Annotated in this window: 22 protein-coding genes; 4 read left to right on the top strand and 18 right to left on the bottom strand. The window is 34.0% G+C overall.

Annotated elements, in window-relative coordinates; translation table 11 throughout:
- The first annotated feature begins 141 nt into the window (after positions 1–141).
- Complete coding sequence (locus C3L50_RS03220; protein ID WP_103804713.1) at positions 142–669, top strand: hypothetical protein; 528 nt, start codon at positions 142–144, stop codon at positions 667–669.
- A gap of 82 nt (positions 670–751) precedes the next feature.
- Positions 752–1357, top strand: a complete 606-nt coding sequence (locus tag C3L50_RS03215) for an REP-associated tyrosine transposase (RefSeq protein ID WP_103804712.1) — start codon at positions 752–754, stop codon at positions 1355–1357.
- 58 nt (positions 1358–1415) lie between these two features.
- On the opposite strand, the gene C3L50_RS03210 is transcribed toward C3L50_RS03215, so the two are convergent.
- The 12 genes from C3L50_RS03210 to C3L50_RS03155 form a co-directional block, all read right to left on the bottom strand.
- A complete protein-coding gene (locus C3L50_RS03210; RefSeq protein ID WP_103804711.1) occupies positions 1416–2705 on the bottom strand; it encodes a DEAD/DEAH box helicase in 1290 nt (429 codons plus the stop codon).
- Positions 2706–2811: 106 nt separating this feature from the next.
- A complete protein-coding gene (locus C3L50_RS03205; protein WP_103804710.1) occupies positions 2812–3318 on the bottom strand; it encodes a GNAT family N-acetyltransferase in 507 nt (168 codons plus the stop codon).
- A 40-nt stretch (positions 3319–3358) separates the two neighbouring features.
- Positions 3359–4219, bottom strand: a complete 861-nt coding sequence (gene ypfJ / locus C3L50_RS03200; RefSeq protein WP_103804709.1) for a KPN_02809 family neutral zinc metallopeptidase — start codon at positions 4217–4219, stop codon at positions 3359–3361.
- A 38-nt stretch (positions 4220–4257) separates the two neighbouring features.
- Positions 4258–5064 (bottom strand): hypothetical protein, encoded by an 807-nt coding sequence (locus C3L50_RS03195; protein WP_103804708.1) that lies wholly within the window; start codon positions 5062–5064, stop codon positions 4258–4260.
- Positions 5065–5094: 30 nt separating this feature from the next.
- Positions 5095–6423, bottom strand: a complete 1329-nt coding sequence (locus tag C3L50_RS03190; protein WP_103804707.1) for an aldehyde dehydrogenase — start codon at positions 6421–6423, stop codon at positions 5095–5097.
- Between the two features lie 45 nt (positions 6424–6468).
- On the bottom strand, positions 6469–7158 hold the full coding sequence (locus C3L50_RS03185; RefSeq protein WP_103804706.1) for an RluA family pseudouridine synthase: 690 nt from the start codon (positions 7156–7158) through the stop codon (positions 6469–6471).
- Positions 7159–7175: 17 nt separating this feature from the next.
- Entirely contained in the window at positions 7176–8660 is a 1485-nt protein-coding gene (locus tag C3L50_RS03180; RefSeq protein WP_103804705.1) for an ArnT family glycosyltransferase, read from the bottom strand.
- A 3-nt stretch (positions 8661–8663) separates the two neighbouring features.
- Entirely contained in the window at positions 8664–9434 is a 771-nt protein-coding gene (locus C3L50_RS03175; RefSeq protein WP_103804704.1) for a glycosyltransferase, read from the bottom strand.
- A gap of 41 nt (positions 9435–9475) precedes the next feature.
- A complete protein-coding gene (panB, locus tag C3L50_RS03170) occupies positions 9476–10294 on the bottom strand; it encodes a 3-methyl-2-oxobutanoate hydroxymethyltransferase (RefSeq protein ID WP_103804703.1) in 819 nt (272 codons plus the stop codon).
- Positions 10295–10428: 134 nt separating this feature from the next.
- A complete protein-coding gene (locus C3L50_RS03165) occupies positions 10429–10800 on the bottom strand; it encodes a ribosomal maturation YjgA family protein (protein WP_207764300.1) in 372 nt (123 codons plus the stop codon).
- A 15-nt stretch (positions 10801–10815) separates the two neighbouring features.
- Complete coding sequence (locus C3L50_RS03160; protein ID WP_103804701.1) at positions 10816–11781, bottom strand: YeiH family protein; 966 nt, start codon at positions 11779–11781, stop codon at positions 10816–10818.
- A gap of 105 nt (positions 11782–11886) precedes the next feature.
- Positions 11887–13314, bottom strand: coding sequence for an L-serine ammonia-lyase (locus C3L50_RS03155; protein WP_103804700.1), 1428 nt, complete (start codon positions 13312–13314; stop codon positions 11887–11889).
- 98 nt (positions 13315–13412) lie between these two features.
- Between C3L50_RS03155 and C3L50_RS03150 the strand changes: the two genes are divergently transcribed.
- Positions 13413–14483, top strand: a complete 1071-nt coding sequence (locus C3L50_RS03150) for an AI-2E family transporter (protein ID WP_103804699.1) — start codon at positions 13413–13415, stop codon at positions 14481–14483.
- Between the two features lie 358 nt (positions 14484–14841).
- Complete coding sequence (locus tag C3L50_RS03145; RefSeq protein WP_103804698.1) at positions 14842–15624, top strand: sulfite exporter TauE/SafE family protein; 783 nt, start codon at positions 14842–14844, stop codon at positions 15622–15624.
- 21 nt (positions 15625–15645) lie between these two features.
- Here C3L50_RS03145 and C3L50_RS03140 read toward each other — a convergent pair whose 3' ends face one another.
- The 6 genes from C3L50_RS03140 to C3L50_RS03115 all read right to left on the bottom strand — a co-directional run bounded on the left by C3L50_RS03140 (position 15646) and on the right by C3L50_RS03115 (position 19835).
- A complete protein-coding gene (locus C3L50_RS03140; RefSeq protein ID WP_103804697.1) occupies positions 15646–17196 on the bottom strand; it encodes a SulP family inorganic anion transporter in 1551 nt (516 codons plus the stop codon).
- Positions 17197–17290: 94 nt separating this feature from the next.
- On the bottom strand, positions 17291–17680 hold the full coding sequence (locus tag C3L50_RS03135; RefSeq protein WP_103804696.1) for a DUF1398 domain-containing protein: 390 nt from the start codon (positions 17678–17680) through the stop codon (positions 17291–17293).
- Between the two features lie 10 nt (positions 17681–17690).
- The gene (locus C3L50_RS03130) at positions 17691–18125 is read right to left on the bottom strand and encodes an acyl-CoA thioesterase (RefSeq protein ID WP_103804695.1); all 435 of its coding nucleotides are present in this window, start codon (positions 18123–18125) and stop codon (positions 17691–17693) included.
- A gap of 42 nt (positions 18126–18167) precedes the next feature.
- Positions 18168–18380, bottom strand: a complete 213-nt coding sequence (locus tag C3L50_RS03125; protein WP_103804694.1) for a helix-turn-helix domain-containing protein — start codon at positions 18378–18380, stop codon at positions 18168–18170.
- A gap of 3 nt (positions 18381–18383) precedes the next feature.
- Entirely contained in the window at positions 18384–18920 is a 537-nt protein-coding gene (locus C3L50_RS03120; protein ID WP_103804693.1) for a DUF2975 domain-containing protein, read from the bottom strand.
- Positions 18921–19067: 147 nt separating this feature from the next.
- On the bottom strand, positions 19068–19835 hold the full coding sequence (locus C3L50_RS03115; protein ID WP_103804692.1) for a hypothetical protein: 768 nt from the start codon (positions 19833–19835) through the stop codon (positions 19068–19070).
- Positions 19836–20206: the final 371 nt, after the last annotated feature.

Genomic DNA, 20206 nt, shown 5'->3' with positions numbered 1-20206 from the left:
TTTTCGGTTTCCAACCGACTTTGTTTTGGATTGTTTAATTTTATGTCAGTCAGAGACTGACGAACACATCCACAAAGTCGGAGACTTTGCGGAGAGGAAAGGATTATAAAAATGAATTATTAATACTAAAACCATATAATTTTGAAGTTATCGGAGACTAAATACAATAAACTTTTATTAACAGAATTTAAAGGAGATAAAAATCAATTACATACAGAATTTGTTAGAGTGATTGAAGAACATGGATATTCAGAAGAAATTAAAATTGATTTTTATAAAGCAGCATTTAATTCATTAATGAATTGGCATAAAACACACACAAGAAAAGATGAATTCTATTACGATTATCTTATAAATCTATATGTTATTTTTATTAATGCGTTGGAAGAAGATGAAATTGATACTAGTGATATTGAAGCAGAATTAGAGGAGTTTAAAACAAATAAAATTCCAATTTATTTAAGTAGTACTTCTGCTCTAGAGAATAGAAACTACAATCCAAATACAAAATATGGCAGAAAAAAAGCTCGGGAACAAGCTTTGAGAAACTATGAAAATGGAACACCTGAGTATCGAAAAGAACAAGACAATATTAAAGTATGGGCTATGGTTATATTAATTATTGGTGTTGTAATTTTTTATTGGCTAAAATCAAAATTTATGAAATGATTAATATCTTTTATTGCTCCGCAAAGTCTCCGGCTTTGAGGTAGTGATTTTCAGTCTCTGACTGACCTTTAAAAAAAACATAATGAAAGAGAAAGAAGGGTTCCTAATTCGAGATCAATCCAAAGCGCATTTTATAACCGCTACGGTTGTGGACTGGGTTGATGTTTTTTCTAGAAAAACCTATAAAGATTGCGTCATCGAAAGTCTGGATTTTTGTATAAAAAACAAAGGAATGATTTTGTATGGGTTTGTAATTATGTCCAATCACATTCATTTAATTATTCAGTCAGAAAACAGTAAACTATCGGATTTACTTCGAGATTTTAAAAAATTTACAGCAACAACTATTTTGAATAAAATTGAAACAGAACCTGAAAGTAGAGCCGATTGGATGCTGAAACGTTTTGAATTTGCTTGTAAAAGTCATAGCCGAAATGAAAAATATCAGTTTTGGCAATATGGAAATCATCCCGAAGAAATTTTTTCAGAAAAGTTCTTTTGGTCAAAATTGGATTATATTCATTTGAATCCTGTTCGAGCAGGAATTGTTGCAAAAGCTTCTCATTATGTGTATTCCAGTGCTTCCAATTATGTTGAAGATTCTGGAATTATGGCAATTACAAAAGTGGATAATCCGGTAATAGATGTTTTGAAACCACAATCTATTAGCACTATTTATAATTGGTAGCGAAGGTCGGAGACCTTTTATCATATCCACAAAGTCGGAGACTTTGCGGAGCATAAAATTATCTATTAGACCGTCTATCATTATTCTGATTAGGACGTCTTGGGCCAAAACTGTTATTACTGCTTCTTGAACTTGAATTAGCCGATTTTGCTTTTGGTGTAGAGTTGCGTTGTTGTCTTCCTTGGCCTTGTTTTATTGGTTCCGTTGAAGCGTTTGGATCTGGCTCAAAACCTTTGATGTTTTCTTTAGGTAATTTCAGACCCACCAATTTTTCAATATCGCGCAGAAAAACGGTTTCGTCTGGGCTAAAAAGCGAGATGGCTTCTCCACTGGCTCCAGCTCTACCAGTTCTACCAATTCGGTGAACGTAATCTTCGGGAATATTGGGCAATTCAAAATTAACAACGTGCGGTAACAACGGAATATCCAATCCTCGAGCTGCAATATCGGTAGCGACCAAAGCGGTTAAGCTTCCGTCTTTGAAACCTGCCAAAGCTTTGGTTCGTGCACCTTGACCTTTGTTTCCGTGAATCGCTGCTGCTTTTATTCCAGAGCTAATCATACTTTCAGTTAACTTATTGGCTCCTTGTTTTGTACGGGTAAAAACCAAAATCTGTTTCCAATTACCTTCTGTTATCAATTTTATGATTAATTCTGTTTTTTTCTCTTTGGCACAAGGATATATTTTTTGGATAATGGCGTCAACAGTGGTGTTTTCGGGAGTGGCTTCTACCTGAACGGGATGGTGCAAAATGCCCATTGCCAATTTCTTGATGTCTTTGGAAAAGGTTGCCGAAAACAGCAAGTTTTGTCTTTTTGGCGGTAGTACTTTCAAGATGCGTTCGATATCACGTAAAAACCCCATATCCAGCATTCGATCGGCTTCATCCAAAACCAAAATCTCCACTTTGGAAAGTGATATCAAACCTTGATTTTGCAAATCGATTAATCGACCAGGTGTTGCCACTAAAATATCAATCCCTTGACGCAATTGACTTACTTGTGGGTTTTGGTTTACGCCTCCAAAAATAACGGCAGAGCGTAAATTTACAAACTCACTGTATTCTTTTATGTTGGCCAATATTTGTGCTGCCAATTCTCGTGTTGGAGTCAATATCAAGGCACGAATAGGTCGGTGACTTAGATGTTTTCCTTGCGATAATAATTGCAAAATAGGTAGAGTGAAACCTGCTGTTTTTCCTGTTCCTGTTTGGGCAGATGCCAAAACATCCTTGCCTTCCAAGATGGGTGGAATTGCTTTTTGTTGAATTGGAGATGGAGTTGTGTATCCTTTTTTGCTGATGGCTTTTAATAAAGCATCAGATAAACCTAAAGAGTTGAATGACATAAATGGTGTTTAGTAAGCAAACACTATTTATTTTGAGTGCTTCTTTAATTGGGTGCAAAGGTACAGCAATTTTTTTGATTGCTTGATTTTGATTCAAAAGTTGTGGTTATTCAAGCACTTTTTCGTAAGCTCTTCTTGGACTTCCTCGAAAATAAACTATACCACAAAAAGTAAAACCTGATTTCTCAAAGATTTTCATCATGGCAAAATTATCGTGGTTGGTGTCTGCTTTTAAACTTTTAATATTCATTTTACGAGCAAAATCTTCGATGAATTCAATGATTTTTTTTGATAGATTTTTACCCAAATAGTTTTCGGAAATGGCTACACGATGAAAAACAACAAAATCTGAATTTGTTAACCATTCCCCTTCAATTTTTTGGTATTCTGGTTCGTCATTGATAAGGATGGCACAATATCCAATGGTGTTTTCTCCTTCGGTCAATACATAGCCAAATCCTTTTCCAATATCATTTTTAATAACTTCGAGATTGGGATAGCCGTCTTGCCATTGCGTGCTACCGTCATTTTTTCTTCTTATAATAGCTTCTTGTAAAATAGCCCAAATTTCAGGAATATCTGTGATAACTGCTTTTCGAAAGTGATAATGCATAACTTTTTAAATATTATTTTTGAAGCAGATCTAAATTTTCCTAATCCAACTCCGAAAAAGTATCACCTTTTCTAATATCACCCGTTTTAAAACCTCTATTGAACCAATACATTCTTTGCTCAGAAGTTCCGTGAGTAAAGGAATCGGGAACTACTTGTCCTTGCATTTTTTTCTGGATGGCATCGTCACCAACGGCATTTGCTGCACTCAACGCTTCTTCGATATCGCCAGGTTCTAGCATGGCATTTTGTTTTTCGTTGTAATGTGTCCAAAGTCCGGCATAGAAATCGGCTTGCAATTCTAGAGCAACTGATAATTTATTGGCTTCGGCTTCGCTTTTACCTTCTTGTGCTTGGCGCATTTTGGCAGAAGTTCCCAACAAGGTCTGGATGTGATGCCCGTATTCGTGTGCCAAAACATAGGCTACAGCAAAATCGCCACCTTCGGCTCCAAATTTTGTTCTTAATTCTTCAAAGAAAGTCATATCCATATAAATAATTCGATCTCCCGGACAATAGAACGGACCAGAAGCTGAACTAGCTCCACCGCAAGCCGTTTGCACTTGTCCGCTGAATAAAACTAATTTAGGAGCTTCAAATTTCAGGTTGTTTTCTGCAAATATTTTTGTCCAAACATCTTCATTATCTGCCAAAAGCGTTTTTACAAATTCGCCTTCTTTGACTTCTTCGGGAGTTAAGGCTCTTTCCTCAGTTGGTGCGCCTTGTTGTCCTTGGGTTTGTTGTAAAATATTGCCTATCATTTGACCATTTTCGCCTCCAAAAGCATTTAACAACAAGATTACAATTCCTAAAATTCCACCGCCAATTAAAGTTTTTCCACCGCCTGACATTCCTCTTCGGTCGTCAACATTATCACTTTGTCTTCTTCCAATCCATTTCATAAATAAAGAGTTTTTAGTTCAACAATAATAGTTGTTATTTAATTTTCGGTTCCAGTAATTTTATCAATTTCACTGGTTTCATCAATTCCTATGATGTTTTTATAAATGGCATAATTCATCGAATATATAAATGGCCAAGTGAAAAATATTCCGATGCACAGACCAAAAATTCCAAGCGCAACTCCTATTCCTGCTACAATTATTAATCCTAGAAGCACTAAAGGTTGTTTAGAAATCAGTAATATACTTGATTTTATAGCATCGATTGCGTTTAATTTTGCAAAAACAATTAATGGAATTGTCAAAAAGGTAAGAAACGATACTAACAAAGAAATTACAGTTCCAACAAAACTTAATCCTGCATATTCTAGAAGCAATGCTGCTCCAGTACTAATGAATCCAGCCAAAAGGGTTGATAAGAAAATAGCATAAAAATAGGGGTATTTGTAATAAGAAAACATGGTCGAAACATGAAATTCTTCGCCTTTTTCGCCGCAATCGGCCATTTTTAGAAAGCCTGCCATGAATGGATTTATGAGTGCTGAAAATAAAAGTAAGCCCATGTTTATTGGGATAGCAATATCCAGAGGCATTACCTTGTTTTCTGAAATTTGTTTCATTTTATTGCCAAATTCTTCCATATGTTCAACCCCAATAAAGGCAACTAAACTAACCCCAAAAACGATTGAAATTAAAATCCAAAAAATCAAAATCATTAATCCAGCATACAAAGCAATTTTTTTATAATTCTCGAAAGCACTTTCGAAAACGATACCAAAATCTAGTTGGTATCCATTAGCGCATAAATTTTCTATTTGATCTTTTTGTGTATTTGTATTTTGCATTTTTTGTGGTTTAAAAAGTTGTTTTTTGGGTTAAATCCAGTCTAATATTTTTTTTATCGTTGCTAATTTTCCTTTGTAAGGAGCATAGCGAAAAGGTAAATCTAACAAATTAGATTTTATTAGAATACTTTTTTTGTGAGAAAATGTGTCAAAACTTAAAATTCCGTGATAAGCGCCAATTCCGCTGTGGCCAACACCACCAAATGGTAATCTTTTATTCGAAAAGTGAACCATTGTATCATTGACACAACCGCCGCCAAAAGAATATTTTTGTATCAAATGTTTTGTAAAAGTTCTATTTTCAGAAAAAAGGTAAAAAGCCAAAGGTTTCTCATATTTTGAAATTACGGCATCAATTTGTTTTTCCTTTTCATAGGTGATAATGGGTAAAATGGGGCCAAATATTTCGTCTTTCATTAGTTCACTGTCAATTGAATTTTCGTCAATTAGTGTAGGAGCGATATAGTTGTTTTTGATGTCATTTTGTCCTCCAAAAATCACTTTTTTTTGGTCTATCATATTAATTAATCGTTGGCAGTTTTTTGTATTTATGATTCTTGCAAAATCAGGAGAATCACTAGGATTATCGCCATAAGCTTTGATAATTTCCTCTTTCATATAGTCAACAAAATGGCTTTTCATGTTTTTTTGAATCAAAATATAATCGGGTGCTATGCAAGTTTGTCCAGCATTCATAAATTTTCCCCAAACGATTCTTTTGGCAGCGAGTTTCAAATTGGCAGTTTCATCAATAATACAAGGATTTTTTCCGCCCAATTCTAATGTTACAGGAGTAAGATTTTCGGCTGCAGCTTTGGCAACTATCTTCCCAACGGCTACACTTCCTGTAAAAAAGATGTAATCCCATCGTTCTGAAAGTAATTGTTGCGACACCTCAATTCCTCCTTGGATAACAGTAACATCCTTCTTATCAAATACTTTCGAGATTATTTTTGTAATAATTTCAGAAGTTTTGGGGGTGAGTTCTGAGGGTTTTAGAACGACTTCATTTCCTGCTGCAAAGGCCGAAATTAAAGGACAAAGCGCTAATTGAAAAGGATAATTCCAAGGCGAAATAATTAAAACTTTGCCATAAGGTTCTTTATAAATATAATCTTTGGAAGGGAAATTCAAAAGCGAAGGAAATACTCTTCTGGGTTTGGCCCATTTATTTATGTTTTTTATAGTCTCTTTTAGTTCTGAGATTACATAACCTGTTTCAGTGAGAACTGCTTCAAATGCAGGTTTTTTAAAATCGAAGTATAAGGCATCAATGATTTCATTTTCGTGGATGAGTATGGCATTGAGCAACTTTGTTAAAGTTTCTTTTTTGAAATTAATGTTGGTTTTAGATTCCATAATTTAAAACTTAAATGAAGTTTTAAAGATACATTTTTTTTCAAATTATATGGCTTTCCAAATCACATCATTTGGTACAGGAGCAACAATACTTAAATTTTCTTTGGAAACGGGATGAATAAAAACCAATTTTCGAGCGTGAAGATGAATTCCTCCATCGGGATTAGAACGGTCAAATCCGTATTTCAAATCGCCTTTTATAGGACATCCAATAGCCGAAAGTTGTGCTCGAATTTGATGATGTCTTCCGGTATGAAGATTGATTTCTAATGCAAAATAATTGTTGAGTTCCTTGATGATTGTATAATCTAAACTAGCCAATTTACTATCGGGAACTTCTCTAGAATGTGCTTTTGAAGTATTGTTTTTTTCGTTTCTTTTGAGATAATGAACAAGTTTGTCTTGAGTATTTTCAGGTTTGTTTTTTACAACAGCCCAATAGGTTTTTTTGGTTTCGCGATTGCTGAACAATTCATTCATTCGAGACAAAGCCTTGCTGGTTCTCGCAAAAACGACGATTCCTGTTGTGGGTCTGTCCAAACGATGAACCACTCCAAGAAAAACTTCACCGGGTTTGTTGTATTTGTCTTTGATGTATTCTTTTACGACTTCGGATAAGGGTTTATCGCCCGTTTTATCTCCTTGCACAATGTCGCCTACACGTTTGTTAACCACAATAATATGATTGTCTTCGTGCAGAATTTGCAAGTTGTTTTTATCAGAAAGTATTTTCATTGGTTTGGAAGAATTCCTTATTTCGATTCGAAAACAGAGGTGTTGTTATTATGGTCGATTAGGTTCATTTTTTCAAGACTTTCTTTTGAGACTTGTTCTAATTTTCGGGTTGGGATTACAAAAAATAATTTTTTGTTCAAACTCAAAACCGAATCCACTTCTTTTTGATTGATAAGTACTTGTTCTTTTCCGTTGGAATAAAATTCTCCTGAGTAATTTTTTTGTTTATTTACAACAGAATCGTTTTCGACTTTAACGAAATAATACAAAGGAATTTGTTTGTTTTCAGTATTAACTTTCAGTTTTTCTAAGAGGTATTTGTCGGAATTCATGATATAAGAAACATCGGGATATCCACTCAGTTTTGTGAATAAATCTTTTGGCAATAGTATGGCAACGCTTGCAATAACAAAAATTGCTGTAGGGAAAAACAATCCGATTCGAATGAGTGTTTTTTTACTGTCAAATTCATTCCAATAATGAACCATCAATAGCATCATCGGGAAAGTCGTAGGTAAAATGTAGGTGTGTAGAATATTTTTTGAAAAAGTAAAAAAGAAAGGCAACCACAAAAGCCATAAAACCAGAAATGAAACCCAAGGATTTTTTAAAATAGTAGTTCTGTTTTTCCATAATTTGTAAACAACAATTGGAAACCAAGGAAAAGCAAATGCTATCATATATACCCAAACAATTCCCATTGGAACATATTTTGGATTGCCGTATAAATCCCCATTCCAACCTGGAACTAAGAAGCGTTTGTAATGTTCGCCAACAAAGAAATAATTGGTAAATCCAGGTGATTTTTGCTCAATTAAATAATACCAAGGTAATGCAATTGCCACAACAATAAGTATTCCTAAAATAATGGGCAAACGAGAAAAAACAGCTTTTAAACGGTTTAAATCTAGCAAGCACCAAACAAAAAGAGGAGGGAAGGTAAGCACCATTATCAGCGGTCCTTTGGCTAAAAAACCAAGGCCTAAAGCAATAAAAAATAGATAATTCCAAATGGTTTTTTCGGTATTGTTTACCACTTTCCAGAAAGAAAGCATCATTATTGTGATACATACAAACAAGGCACTATCGGTAGAAACAACACCAGTGTGAATTAAAAATTCTGGCATTGTTAGTAATATAAAACCAGGAAGATAAAAAGATTTTCCTTCTTTTTTGGCTAATTTTCCAGCAATAAATAGAAGCAATACACTTAATAGATACGATGGAAATCTTGCGGAAAATTCGTTTGCACCAAAAATTTCAAAACTTCCTGCCGAAAGCCAAGTTGACAAAGGTGGTTTTGCCCAAAACGGGAAACCATAATCAATTTGAACTACAATCCAGTCTTTGGTTTCATACATTAACCTTGCTATTTCGGCATATCGCGCTTCGGTTTTGTCTAGAAGTGGGATGGCAAAAGTGAGTATTAATCGGAAGATTAAAATGGTTATAACAGAGAAGCAAAGTATAAAATTAGTGTCTTTTAATTTTTTTGAAATCATTTGCTATGCGTTTGGATTGGATAAATTCTTTGCAATTTTTTTATATTTTCTTTGAATTTCAAATAAGTCAAACCAAAGTTTGAAACCGTAAGTGAATTTTACTTTAGAATCGCCTTTTTCGACCCATAATTTCAAAGGAACTTCTATCATTTTTTTGATAGCTTTTTCTTTGCCGAATAGATGAATCATTCGGTAAAAAATCTCTACATCAAACAGCCATCTCGAGATAAATTCTTTTTCGAATACTTTTTCTGAAATTTCTCTTGTAAAAAGTTTCGAACCACATTGGGTGTCATAAACCTTGATGTCTAGTATGTTCGAGATAAATGTTGCCACAACTCTTCCTATCAAAAAACGACTGTTTTCGCGTTCAATAATAGAGCCAATTTTTCGAATTCGAGAACCAAAGCTAAACACAATTTCGCCTTGCAAATAATTTCTAAGTTCAATAAATTCTTCGAGAGTTGTTGCTAAATCGGCATCGAGATAACCAATATAGCGATGTTGGAAATGAAGGTTGCAATGATTAATTCCGGCTCGAACAGCTTCGGCTTTTCCAGCGTTTTTTTCGAGTGAAAGGATTTGAATTTGAGTAGGATGCTTTTCTTTCAAAACAGTCAAAACAGCAAGAGTATTGTCTTTTGACCCATCGTTTACAAAACAAATTAATACCTCTGGATTGTTATTCAAAAAGTTGGAATATTCGGCATTTGAAATTCCTTTTTCCTCATTATAACAGGGAATAACAACGGTTGTATTGGGTATAATTGTCATATAAAAAATATTTTTTCTACAAATCTTTTCTGTTTTCTAATCTAGTATTGTTCTTTTTCATTTGGAAAATCTTGCGATTTCACATCGGCTACATATTGTCCAATTGCCGAGGTCATTCCTTCGTATAAATTCATATAACGACGCAAAAATCTTGGACTAAATTCATTGTTCATTCCCAACATATCGTGAATGACTAGTACTTGTCCGTCAACACCGCCACCAGCACCAATTCCTATAACTGGAATCGAAATACTTTTGGCCACTTTCTGGGCTAATTCAGCAGGTACTTTTTCGATAACTATAGCGAAACAGCCAAGTTTTTCTAAGAGTTTTGCATCTTCAATTAATTTTTCTGCTTCTTCTTCTTCTTTAGCTCGAACGGTGTAAGTGCCAAATTTATAGATAGATTGTGGTGTTAAACCCAAATGTCCCATAACAGGAATTCCTGCGTTTAAAATTCTTTTGATGGATTCTTTGATTTCGCTACCACCTTCTAGTTTTACCGCGTGTCCGCCACTTTCTTTCATAATTCGGATGGAAGAGCGCAAAGCTTCTTTTGGATCGGATTGATAGCTTCCAAAAGGCAAATCAACCACTACCAAGGCACGATAAATAGCACGAACCACACTAGATGCGTGATAAATCATTTGGTCTAAAGTGATGGGTAAAGTCGTTTCGTGCCCCGCCATTACATTCGACGCAGAATCTCCTACCAAAATTACGTCAACACCTGCGGCATCAACAATTTTTGCCATTGTAAAATCATAAGCCGTAAGCATAGAAATTTTTTGCCCATCGGCTTTCATTTCTATTAATGACTTTGTTGTGATTCGTTTGTAATCTTTTTTAGCGGTTGACATTATTTTTAGGAATTATAGATTTGAGGTGCAAAATTAGTCAATTTATCTAAAATCTATTGGAATTACAGTTTTTAAATGATTAAATCCTAAATAATACCCTTTTGCAATTAGTGTTTAATCGCAATTTACTGTTGTTAATTTCTGTTTAAGCTTCTTAAATCTATCGCAAAAGCAATTGCTATTCCAAAGGTATAAAAGCACAAATCGCTCCAAAGAAAACCTTGCCCTAAAACATAATGTCCCAAGGTTGTATTTCGAATAGCTAAAATCCAATCGGCTCTATAAAGTTGTTGAAGCTCGATGACAAAGCAAAATAATAACGCAAGAATTGCAGCTTTTTTTGTATTTGAATTGACAAAAAGAATGCGCATCCCAAAGTAAATCATGCAAGCATATAAACCATCACCAATAAAGGTTGGAACGCCATCAATTTTCCTTGAAATTACACCCATAATCATTACAATTATAGTTAAGGTAAAATAGTATAATTGATTGTTTTTTAGCATGATGAAATTTAAATCTTAAACCCAAGTTAAAACCGCCCATAAAGTCGAAAACGAAATAATAATCCAAAGAACAATTCCTTCTATTAAAGGTTTATAACCCACAGAAACTAATACTTTTCTCGACAAACCACAGCCAATAAGGAACAATGTTAGGGTTAAAGTTGCTTTTGCAAATCCAGTGATGTAATGGCTAAAATTTTGTACAAAAGGAAGATAAGTATTGGCCATCATTGCTAAAATAAATAACCCAATGAAATACGGAATTTTGATTTTGGTATCTTTATTTTTGAATACAAAAGTTGATAAAAAGGCAATAGGTATAATCCACAATGCTCTAGCTAATTTGACTGTTGTTGCTACTTCAAGTGCTTGAGAACCATATTTTCCAGCAGCTCCTACAACCGAACTCGTGTCGTGAATGGCGATGGCGCACCACATTCCAAATTGGGTTTCGGATAAATTCAAATAGTGACCGATATACGGAAATGCGACTAACGCAATTGAATTAAGTATGAAAATCGTTCCCAAAGCTACCGAAATTTGTTTTTCATTGGCTTTGATTACAGGCGAAATGGCAGCAATAGCGCTTCCGCCACAAATGGCGGTTCCTGTGGCAATCAAGTAGGATATTTTTTCTTCTATTTTTAGAATTTTACCTAAGAAAATCCCAATTAAGATGGTTCCAATAATTGAAGCGATTGTCAAAACAATTCCTTCTTTACCTGCTTTTAAAGCACTATTTACATTCATTCCAAAACCAAGTCCAACAACTGAAACTTGTAATAAGATGTGGGTGGCTTTGTGATTTAAATTCAAATAGGGATGCCCGATAAATTGAGCAATAATCAATCCCATTAGCAATGCGATTGGTGGAGAAATTAAAGGAGATAAGCATAAAACCACAAAAAACATAAAAATGACCTCACGCGTGGTGATGGTTTTGTCTAAGATGCTTTTTTTGGTTTGATTTTCATTTTTCATTCTGATTTTGGTTTAAGAGTGCAAATGACAGCAAAAATAGCTTAGAAATGAAATTGAATTTCACAAAAATTAGTCTATTTGTAATTGTTTTTGCCAAATATTGCTCTAGCAATCCGCCATATTTACCGCAACAGCTAAGCCGCCTTCTGAGGTTTCTTTGTATTTATTGTTCATATCCTTGGCCGTTTGCCACATCGTGTCAACTACTTTATCCAAAGGTACTTTGGCGTTTTTTGGGTCGGTTTCAAGAGCTAATTCGGCGGCATTAATGGCTTTTAAAGCGCCCATTGTATTTCTTTCGATGCAAGGAATTTGGACCAAACCACCAATAGGGTCACAAGTCAATCCTAGATGATGTTCCATGGCAATTTCGGCAGCCATTAAAACTTGTGCAGGAGTTCCGCCCATCAATTCGCATAAAGCTGCTGCTGCCATTGCTGATGAAACACCAATTTCAGCCTGGCAGCCACCCATAGCAGCCGAAATGGTAGAACCTTTTTTGAAAATGCTACCAATTTCTCCAGCAACCATCAAGAATTGTTTGATTTCTTTTTCGCCAGCATTATGATTTTCGATAACCAAATAATACATTAAAACTGCCGGAATTACGCCAGCACTTCCGTTTGTTGGAGCGGTTACAACACGACCTAAAGCAGCGTTGACTTCGTTTACAGCCAAAGCAAAACACGAAACCCATTTCAGTATTTGTCTGAATTTTACTTCTGTCAGGCGAATTTCTTCCAACCAAGTTTGAGGTGAATTATAATGAGCTAAACCAATGAGGTGTTGGTGCATATCAAAAGCTCTTCGGCGCACGTGCAATCCTCCGGGTAGAATGCCTTCGGAATGACAACCAATGTACATACATTCGAGCATGGTGTTCCAAATTCGCATTAATTCAGAGTGAATTTCAGCTTCGGGACGCATTGATTTTTCGTTTTCATAAACAATGTCTGAGATGCTTTTGTTGTGAACTTCGGTATAGTTTAATAATTCTTCAGCATTTTGAATGGGAAACGGAAAAGCGCATTTTATTTCTAGTTTCTTTTTAGCATTGACACGTTCTTCCACAACTACAAATCCACCTCCAATAGAATAATAAGTCGATGAATATTCAGTGTTGTCCACTAAATAGGCTGTAAATTTCATGCCATTGGCGTGAAAAGGCAGGAAGTTTTTATTGAAAATAATGTCATCTTCTAACGAAAAAGAGATGTTTTTTTCATTTCCTAAATAGAGTATTTTTTTAGCTTTAATTTCAGTGATAATTTCGGCTATATTTTGAACAGGAATATATTCAGGATCCTGACCAGAAAGTCCTAGCATAATGGCTAAATCAGTTGCGTGACCTTTTCCAGTTAAAGAAAGAGAGCCGAATAAATCTACTTTGATGTGATGTACAGTTTCAAAAATTGTGTTGGCACGAAGTTCTCCCAAAAATCGTTCGGCAGCTCGCCAAGGGCCAAGTGTGTGAGAACTAGATGGTCCAACACCAATCTTGAGCATATCAAAAACCGAAATGCATTCTTCCATAAGAGAAAATTTAGTAGAACAAATATAGAAGATTGTGCTCTATTTTATTGCTGTACTTTTATATATTTACAGAATATTAATTTATCAAATTTTATAAAATGGAACCGATAAAAACGAATTTTTCAAGTTATAATTTCGAAAAAATTGTTGATATAATCATACGTCTAGGAGTATTAGCAGTATTATTAATGTGGTGTTTTGATATATTAAAACCATTTGTATTAATTCTGATTTGGGCTGTAGTTATTGCTATTGCCATTTTTCCTGTTTATAGTTTTTTGTCAAAGATTTTTAGAGGAAAAAAAATTCTAGCAGTTTTAGTTTTGATTTTGTTGATGTTAAGTGTTATAATGGTTCCAAGCGGACTCGTTGTTTATTCGCTTTATGAAGGGGTGAACCACTTTCGTGAATTGTTCAATGCGGGTGAATCCTTAATTCCACCACCAGGCGGCACTACCGAAAATTGGCCTAAGATTGCTCAACCTATTATAGACGTTTGGCAAGCGGCTTCAGATAATATGCAAGATGTTGTAGTAAAATATTCTGATCAAATAAAAGAATATGGTGCCATAATTTTGATAGCTTTTGCTAGTGTTAGCAAAGGAATTGTATCTTTTATAATTTCAATAATTATTGCAGGAGTCTTATTAGTCTATTCCGATTCATCTGCAGATGTTTCTCAAAAAATTTTTAGAAAATTAGTGGGTTCTAATAGTGATCATTTTGCAGAAATTTCGGTTGTAACCATTCGAAATGTGGTTAAAGGTATTTTAGGAGTTGCGTTTATTCAAGCTACTATGGCTAGTCTTGGTTTTTTCATTGCAGGAGTTCCTTTTGCTGGTTTGTGGACTATTTTGTGTCTTATTTTGGCAATTGTGCAAATAGGAGTGGGGCCAATTGTTATTCCGGTTATCATTTATATGTTTTCTGTTTCTGATACTACTACAGCAGTGATTTTAGCTATTTGGCTGGGAATTACACTACTGATTGATAATATTTTAAAACCTATTTTATTAGGGAGAAATGCTCCAGCTCCAATGCTAGTGATTTTTCTAGGTTCGATAGGTGGATTTCTTTATAATGGATTTATAGGCTTGTTCTTAGGAGCTATCATTCTTACTATTGGTTATAAACTTTTTATGACTTGGTTGGAAACTGATAATTTGTGAAACAATTGTGTTTGAATTTCCTTGAATTTTATCTTTTTATTAGATTAATTTAATTTTTTTTCGAGTGAAAAAAGCTACTTTTTAAAATTAAAGTTATTTTTTTTCAAATAGTAAGGACTATTTTAATTCTACATATTCTATAGGGTTATTTATGAATTTCTACTAAAACACCTAAAAAAATTAATTTTCTTCGGATTTTATCAATTTTTAAAGCAGTATTAGTGGTAAATTCAATTTTAAATTAAATGAATTATTTTTTGTTTGAGTCTAAAATCATTATATACAGTATGAAGAATTTACAAACTATTTGGATTATATAGTGTTTTTACTATTTTTGCCAAAAAATAATATAATATCTATGGATTTAGTAGGATTAATAGTTGCAGGATTAGTTGTTGGTTTTATTGTTGGGATGACAGGCGTTGGTGGGGGATCATTGATGACACCAATTTTATTGTGGTTTGGAATACCACCTTCTACTGCTGTAGGTACTGATTTGTTATATGCAGCTATCACTAAGTCGGGTGGTGTTTATGTTCATAACAAGAAAAAAAACATCAATTGGGTTATAACTGGTTGGTTGACTTTGGGTAGTGTTCCTGCAGCTTTGTTGACTTTGTGGATACTTCATAGTTTGAAAGCAGATCTTGAAGTTATGAATAAGCTTATAAAATATAGTTTGGGATGGGCATTGCTTTTTACATCAGTAGCTATAGTTTTTAAAAAGAAATTGTTGGTTTTTTCACAAAAGCACGCTGGAGATAAATTTCATTCTGAGAGTAAAACTCAAAATTTATTGACTGTTGCCATTGGAGTAATGTTAGGAGCAACAGTTACTCTAACTTCAATTGGAGCTGGAGCATTAGGAACAGTAACTTTGTTTTTTCTATATCCTCTTTTGCCAACGCCAAAATTAGTAGGAACCGAGATTGCACATGCAGTACCACTAACACTAGTTGCAGGATTGGGACATGCTTCAATGGGAAATTTAGATTTTAATATATTAGGGCATTTACTTATGGGTTCATTGCCAGGAATATATTTAGGAAGTTTATTGAGTGGAAAATTACCTGATTTTTATTTAAGAAATGCTATAGCTATAATGTTGTTTTATGTTGGTTTCAATCTAGTAGTCAAATAAAGAGTAGATTAATTTCTTTGACTAATGAACTGCCATTACTTTTACACTTTCAATATTAATCAAGTGTAATTCTATATGTCGGTCGTGTGCTTTTCTTTGAAATTCGCTTATGATTTCTAAAATATCATAATCTATTTGGCGACTTTCACTACCATCAATGGTTAGAACGCAATATTCAGGAACTTCGTCTAATGTTTTTCTCAATTTAACTTTGTTCAGAAAAGTAACATTATGATTGAGTTTGATGTATTGCGTTTCGATTCCTTGAAACTTAGTTTGATTGAGATGGTATTCTATTTTAAAATTACTTTGAATGATATAATAGATAGAAATCAAAAGTCCGATGCTTACTCCAATCAGCAAATCTGTAGATAAAATGACCACAATGGTAATTAGAAAAGGAATAAACTGTTTGCGTCCCAACTGCCACATATTGCTGTAAAGACTTGGTTTTGTCAAATTGAATCCTGTGACTAAAAGTATGGCTGCCAATGAGGCATAAGGAATTTTATTGATTAAAAAAGGAATCATTAAAACAGCAAATAACAAAAATAATCCGTGAGTAAATGCCGATAATTTAGTTCTAGCCCCAGCATCAACATTGGCAGAACCTCTTACCACAACCGCAGTTATCGGAATTGCTCCAAGAAGTCCACAAGTCATATTGCCAATTCCTTGAGCAATAAGTTCCCGATTCACAGGTGTAATTCGGTTGCGATTGTCTAATTTATCTACCGCTTCAATACAAAGTAGGGTTTCTAAACTAGCTAGCAAACCGATAAGAATTCCGTTTTTCCAAATTTCGATAGTTGAAAATATCTTTGAAAAATTTGGAAATGCAATACTTTCTAAAAAATTAGAAGGTATGGAAACCAATTGAGTTGGTTTTAGCGAAAATTCGGAAGTCAAATGGGTAAAAACAATATTGGTAATGACTCCAATTACTACCACTAATAAAGGGGCTGGAATAATCTTTAGTTTTTTGGCAAAAGGTTGCTGAAGAGTAAGTAAAACAACCAAAGAAAAAGTGGTAATCAGAATGGCTCCTCGGGTAATATGATTATTGAAATTTTCTATATTTCCAAAAAAGTTATTAGCCGAAAACAATTGAATAAAACCACTGGTCCAAAAATCGGGTTTATCGTAGCCTAAAGCCAAAGGAATTTGTTTAGAAACTAAAATTATTCCAATCGCAGCAAGCATTCCTTTGATAACCGATGAAGGAAAATAATTAGCAATTGCGCCCAATTTTAGCAAACCAAGTACAATTTGAAATAAACCAGCAATTATTACTGATAACAAGAAGAGTCGATAATCGCCAAGCGAAAGAATGGCAGCCGAAACCATAGTTGACAATCCTGCTGCAGGGCCAGAAACGGCTAGTTGCGAACCACTAACAACTGAAACCACCAATCCACCAATAATGCCAGAGAGTATGCCAGAATATAGAGGCGCTCCCGATGCTAAAGCAATTCCTAAACACAGTGGTAAAGCCACTAGAAATACAGAAAGTCCAGCTGGTAAATCGTGTTTGAACCAAATGATTCTATAGTATTTTATTGCTCGTTTCATAGCTCAAAAAAAGTTACCCAAAGGTAAGATTTTTGTGTAAACAGCATAATTATAAATCGATTGATTTGCAATACAGAAAGTAAATACTAATTTTTTAACTCGGAATTTTTTCAATTAAAATGGGTGCATCGGTTGAGTCAAAATAAGTGCAAGTCATTTCGATAATATTGACGTTCCATTTTGCAATGCCACATTGGGCTGCGTGATGGCAAAATGTGAGATAATCGGTTTGTCCATCTTGATGCATGACCAGAAATTCTATAAAACGTTCTTTGTTAGCTATAGGAGCAATGGCAATGCTATCGTAAGTATCAGTTTGTGCAACTCTAAAAGTATGGCTGCCCAAATATTCGACGTGGCCGTCATTTACAAAAGTGTCATAGCTTAAAACGCCCAAATCAATTAAATCTTGAATGTAAGCAGGAAAGTCGGCACCAGATTTTACTTTGGAATGAGCTTCTTTTATTTGTTCTATGGTAAACATAATTCAATAATTATAAAGTGGTAAAAGTAGTTGTTTTTGGAAAAACACTCAATGCATCATTTACGATTTGTGGAGTAGGAGAAGCTAATTTTCGAAGTTTGGTGTCCAGCCAAGCCCCATCAACAGTGATAATGGCACATAAAACTTCTTCTCTATAAAATTCGTGAACGATGGACCAGCGCGAAGCATCGGCATTCATTTTCGCCATTTTGGTTTGCATTATAATCACATCAGAAAGGTTGATTTCTTTTCTAAAAACACATTCTTCTCGAAACAATACTGGACCAATATGCTCTTTTTGCATTACTCTCAAGGTCAATCCTAATTCTTCCAGTATTTCAATACGGTGTTGCGCTCCAAAATCATAATATGCACTGTGGCGTAAGTGAAAATTAGGATCTAAATCCGACCATCGAAAAGAAAGTTGTTTGCTAAATGTTGCCATCTTTTTTTTGCTAAAATTATGGATAAAAGTTGAAAAGATATTTTATTTTTCAAGATTATTATATTCTAAAATATCGCCGGGTTGGCAATCCAAGGCTTTGCAAATGGCTTCTAAAGTGCTAAATCGAATGGCTTTTGCTTTGCCTGTTTTTAAAATGGAAAGATTAGATAATGTCAAATCAACCTTTGCTGAAAGCTCGTTCAGCGAAATTTTTCGTTTAGCCATCATCACATCTAGGTTTACTATTATTGCCATAATTTAGATTGTTAATTCGTTTTCCGATTGCAATTCGACTCCTTTTTTGAAAATAGTTGCAATGATATAAATCACCGCTCCCATCAAAATGAAGGCTTGACTGTCTGCCCAAAATTGGTTTAAGTTGTCGGGAACAAAGCCGTGATGCATTAGATTTTTGACAAACTGTCTGGCTATGTGACTTAATACTCCAATGGAGAGGGTAAAATAACTCATTGCTGAAATTTGTCTCGCAACAAAAGTGTTGAACGGTTTTGATAAATCCATTTTGTGCATGAGTCGGATAACGGAGTAAAACAGGCAGGCTTTTAAAATTGAAATGATTAGAATAAAACTGTAAACTCCATAAAAAGATAATCTACTGGCGTTATACATCTCAATTAAATCCAACTTTTGATATAGATTTTGTATAAATTCAGGTCTGTAGAGACTGAAAATGAAATTGACTATTAATCCTCCTGCTTCAATGCACAAGCCGACAAAAATAATCCAAGCTATAATATATAGCCCCCAAAATACTAAGTTGTTTGTTTTTGACATAATTATTAAGATTTAAAATTATGCCGTAAAAATAATAAAAATTTATCGATAAACAATAAAAATATAGTATTTAATGATAGATGTTAGTATGTGAATAGTATAAATTAATATAAAAACTATTTTTAATACTGCAAAATATAGTAACGCCTAATAATCATAGGTTAACTCAATCGTATTATTAGCAGGAACAAAAACTTCAATATCTTGATTTAATAAGACACCGTTTTTGAGTTTAATTATGTGTATGATATTTTTTTCTCCTTCGGCAACAAAGACTTTAAAACTGTTATTCAATGTTTTTGCCGTCCAATTGTCATACCCACTAAAACCTGTTGCGTATTCAGAATTTAAATAGGTATTCTGTCCAATTTTTGGACCAAAAGGATAGAATGTTTGCACTTCAAAATGATCCCCTTCTTTTTGAGCAGCATAATTATTAAGATTAACTTTTATATAGGCTTTTTTGGGTATATAATAGGTTTCGTCAATTATGGTGTCTCTATTAATTATTGAATAAATGGCAAACCCAATGTCAGACGTTGTGTTTCCAATTAAATTATTAGTTCTAATATATTTATTATTATCAAGGCTAGAATCGTCAATATCAACTTCAAAATACCCACCAGTATAACGTCCTAGTTCTTTATCTTTTATGAAAAAGAAGTTATTAAAATTTCCATTTTTATCCGATTTTGTATTTACAATTTTTCGGGTATAACCGCCGCCTAACTCGCCACCGCTGATTCTGTATTTTAATGCGACTTTAATGTTTGGAACGGGTTGGTTGTTAAGTGAAACAAACTTTCCTCTTAAAGTGGTGCAATTTGAGGTGCAGAAATTATCGGTATCGTCCTCTACTTTTTCGCAGCTTATAAAAATTAAGAGTAAAGTAAAAACGGCAATTAAATTTTTCATAGTTTATTTAGAATTAGTGAGTTGTTCTTGATGTCTGTAAAAAAAACTCAAACAAATATAGCAAATAAAATACTATAAAACAGGATTATTCGTATTTTTAAGAATGAAACATCTAAGGATATTTTCTGTAATCAAATTTGTTTTTTTTTGTGTTTAGAGAACGTCATTTCGTCCTAAAATTTGAATTGAATTCACTTTGAAACAAAAACAAACCTCGTTTAAAAACGAGGCTTGATTATGATTTTTGAATGTCTTGTCCTGAAATAACGATACACAAAATTCATCGTTATGGAAAACGCCCAAGAAAGCCGCTATGTAAAGCGCACCCAAAAGGACTACACAATGTCTTTTAAATTACAAATTGTTCAAGA

The sequence above is a fragment of the Flavobacterium alvei genome, from assembly GCF_002920895.1.
Lineage (GTDB): Bacteria > Bacteroidota > Bacteroidia > Flavobacteriales > Flavobacteriaceae > Flavobacterium > Flavobacterium alvei.
Note: the sequence above shows the minus strand (reverse complement) of the source record. Positions and strands in the feature narration are given on the sequence as shown.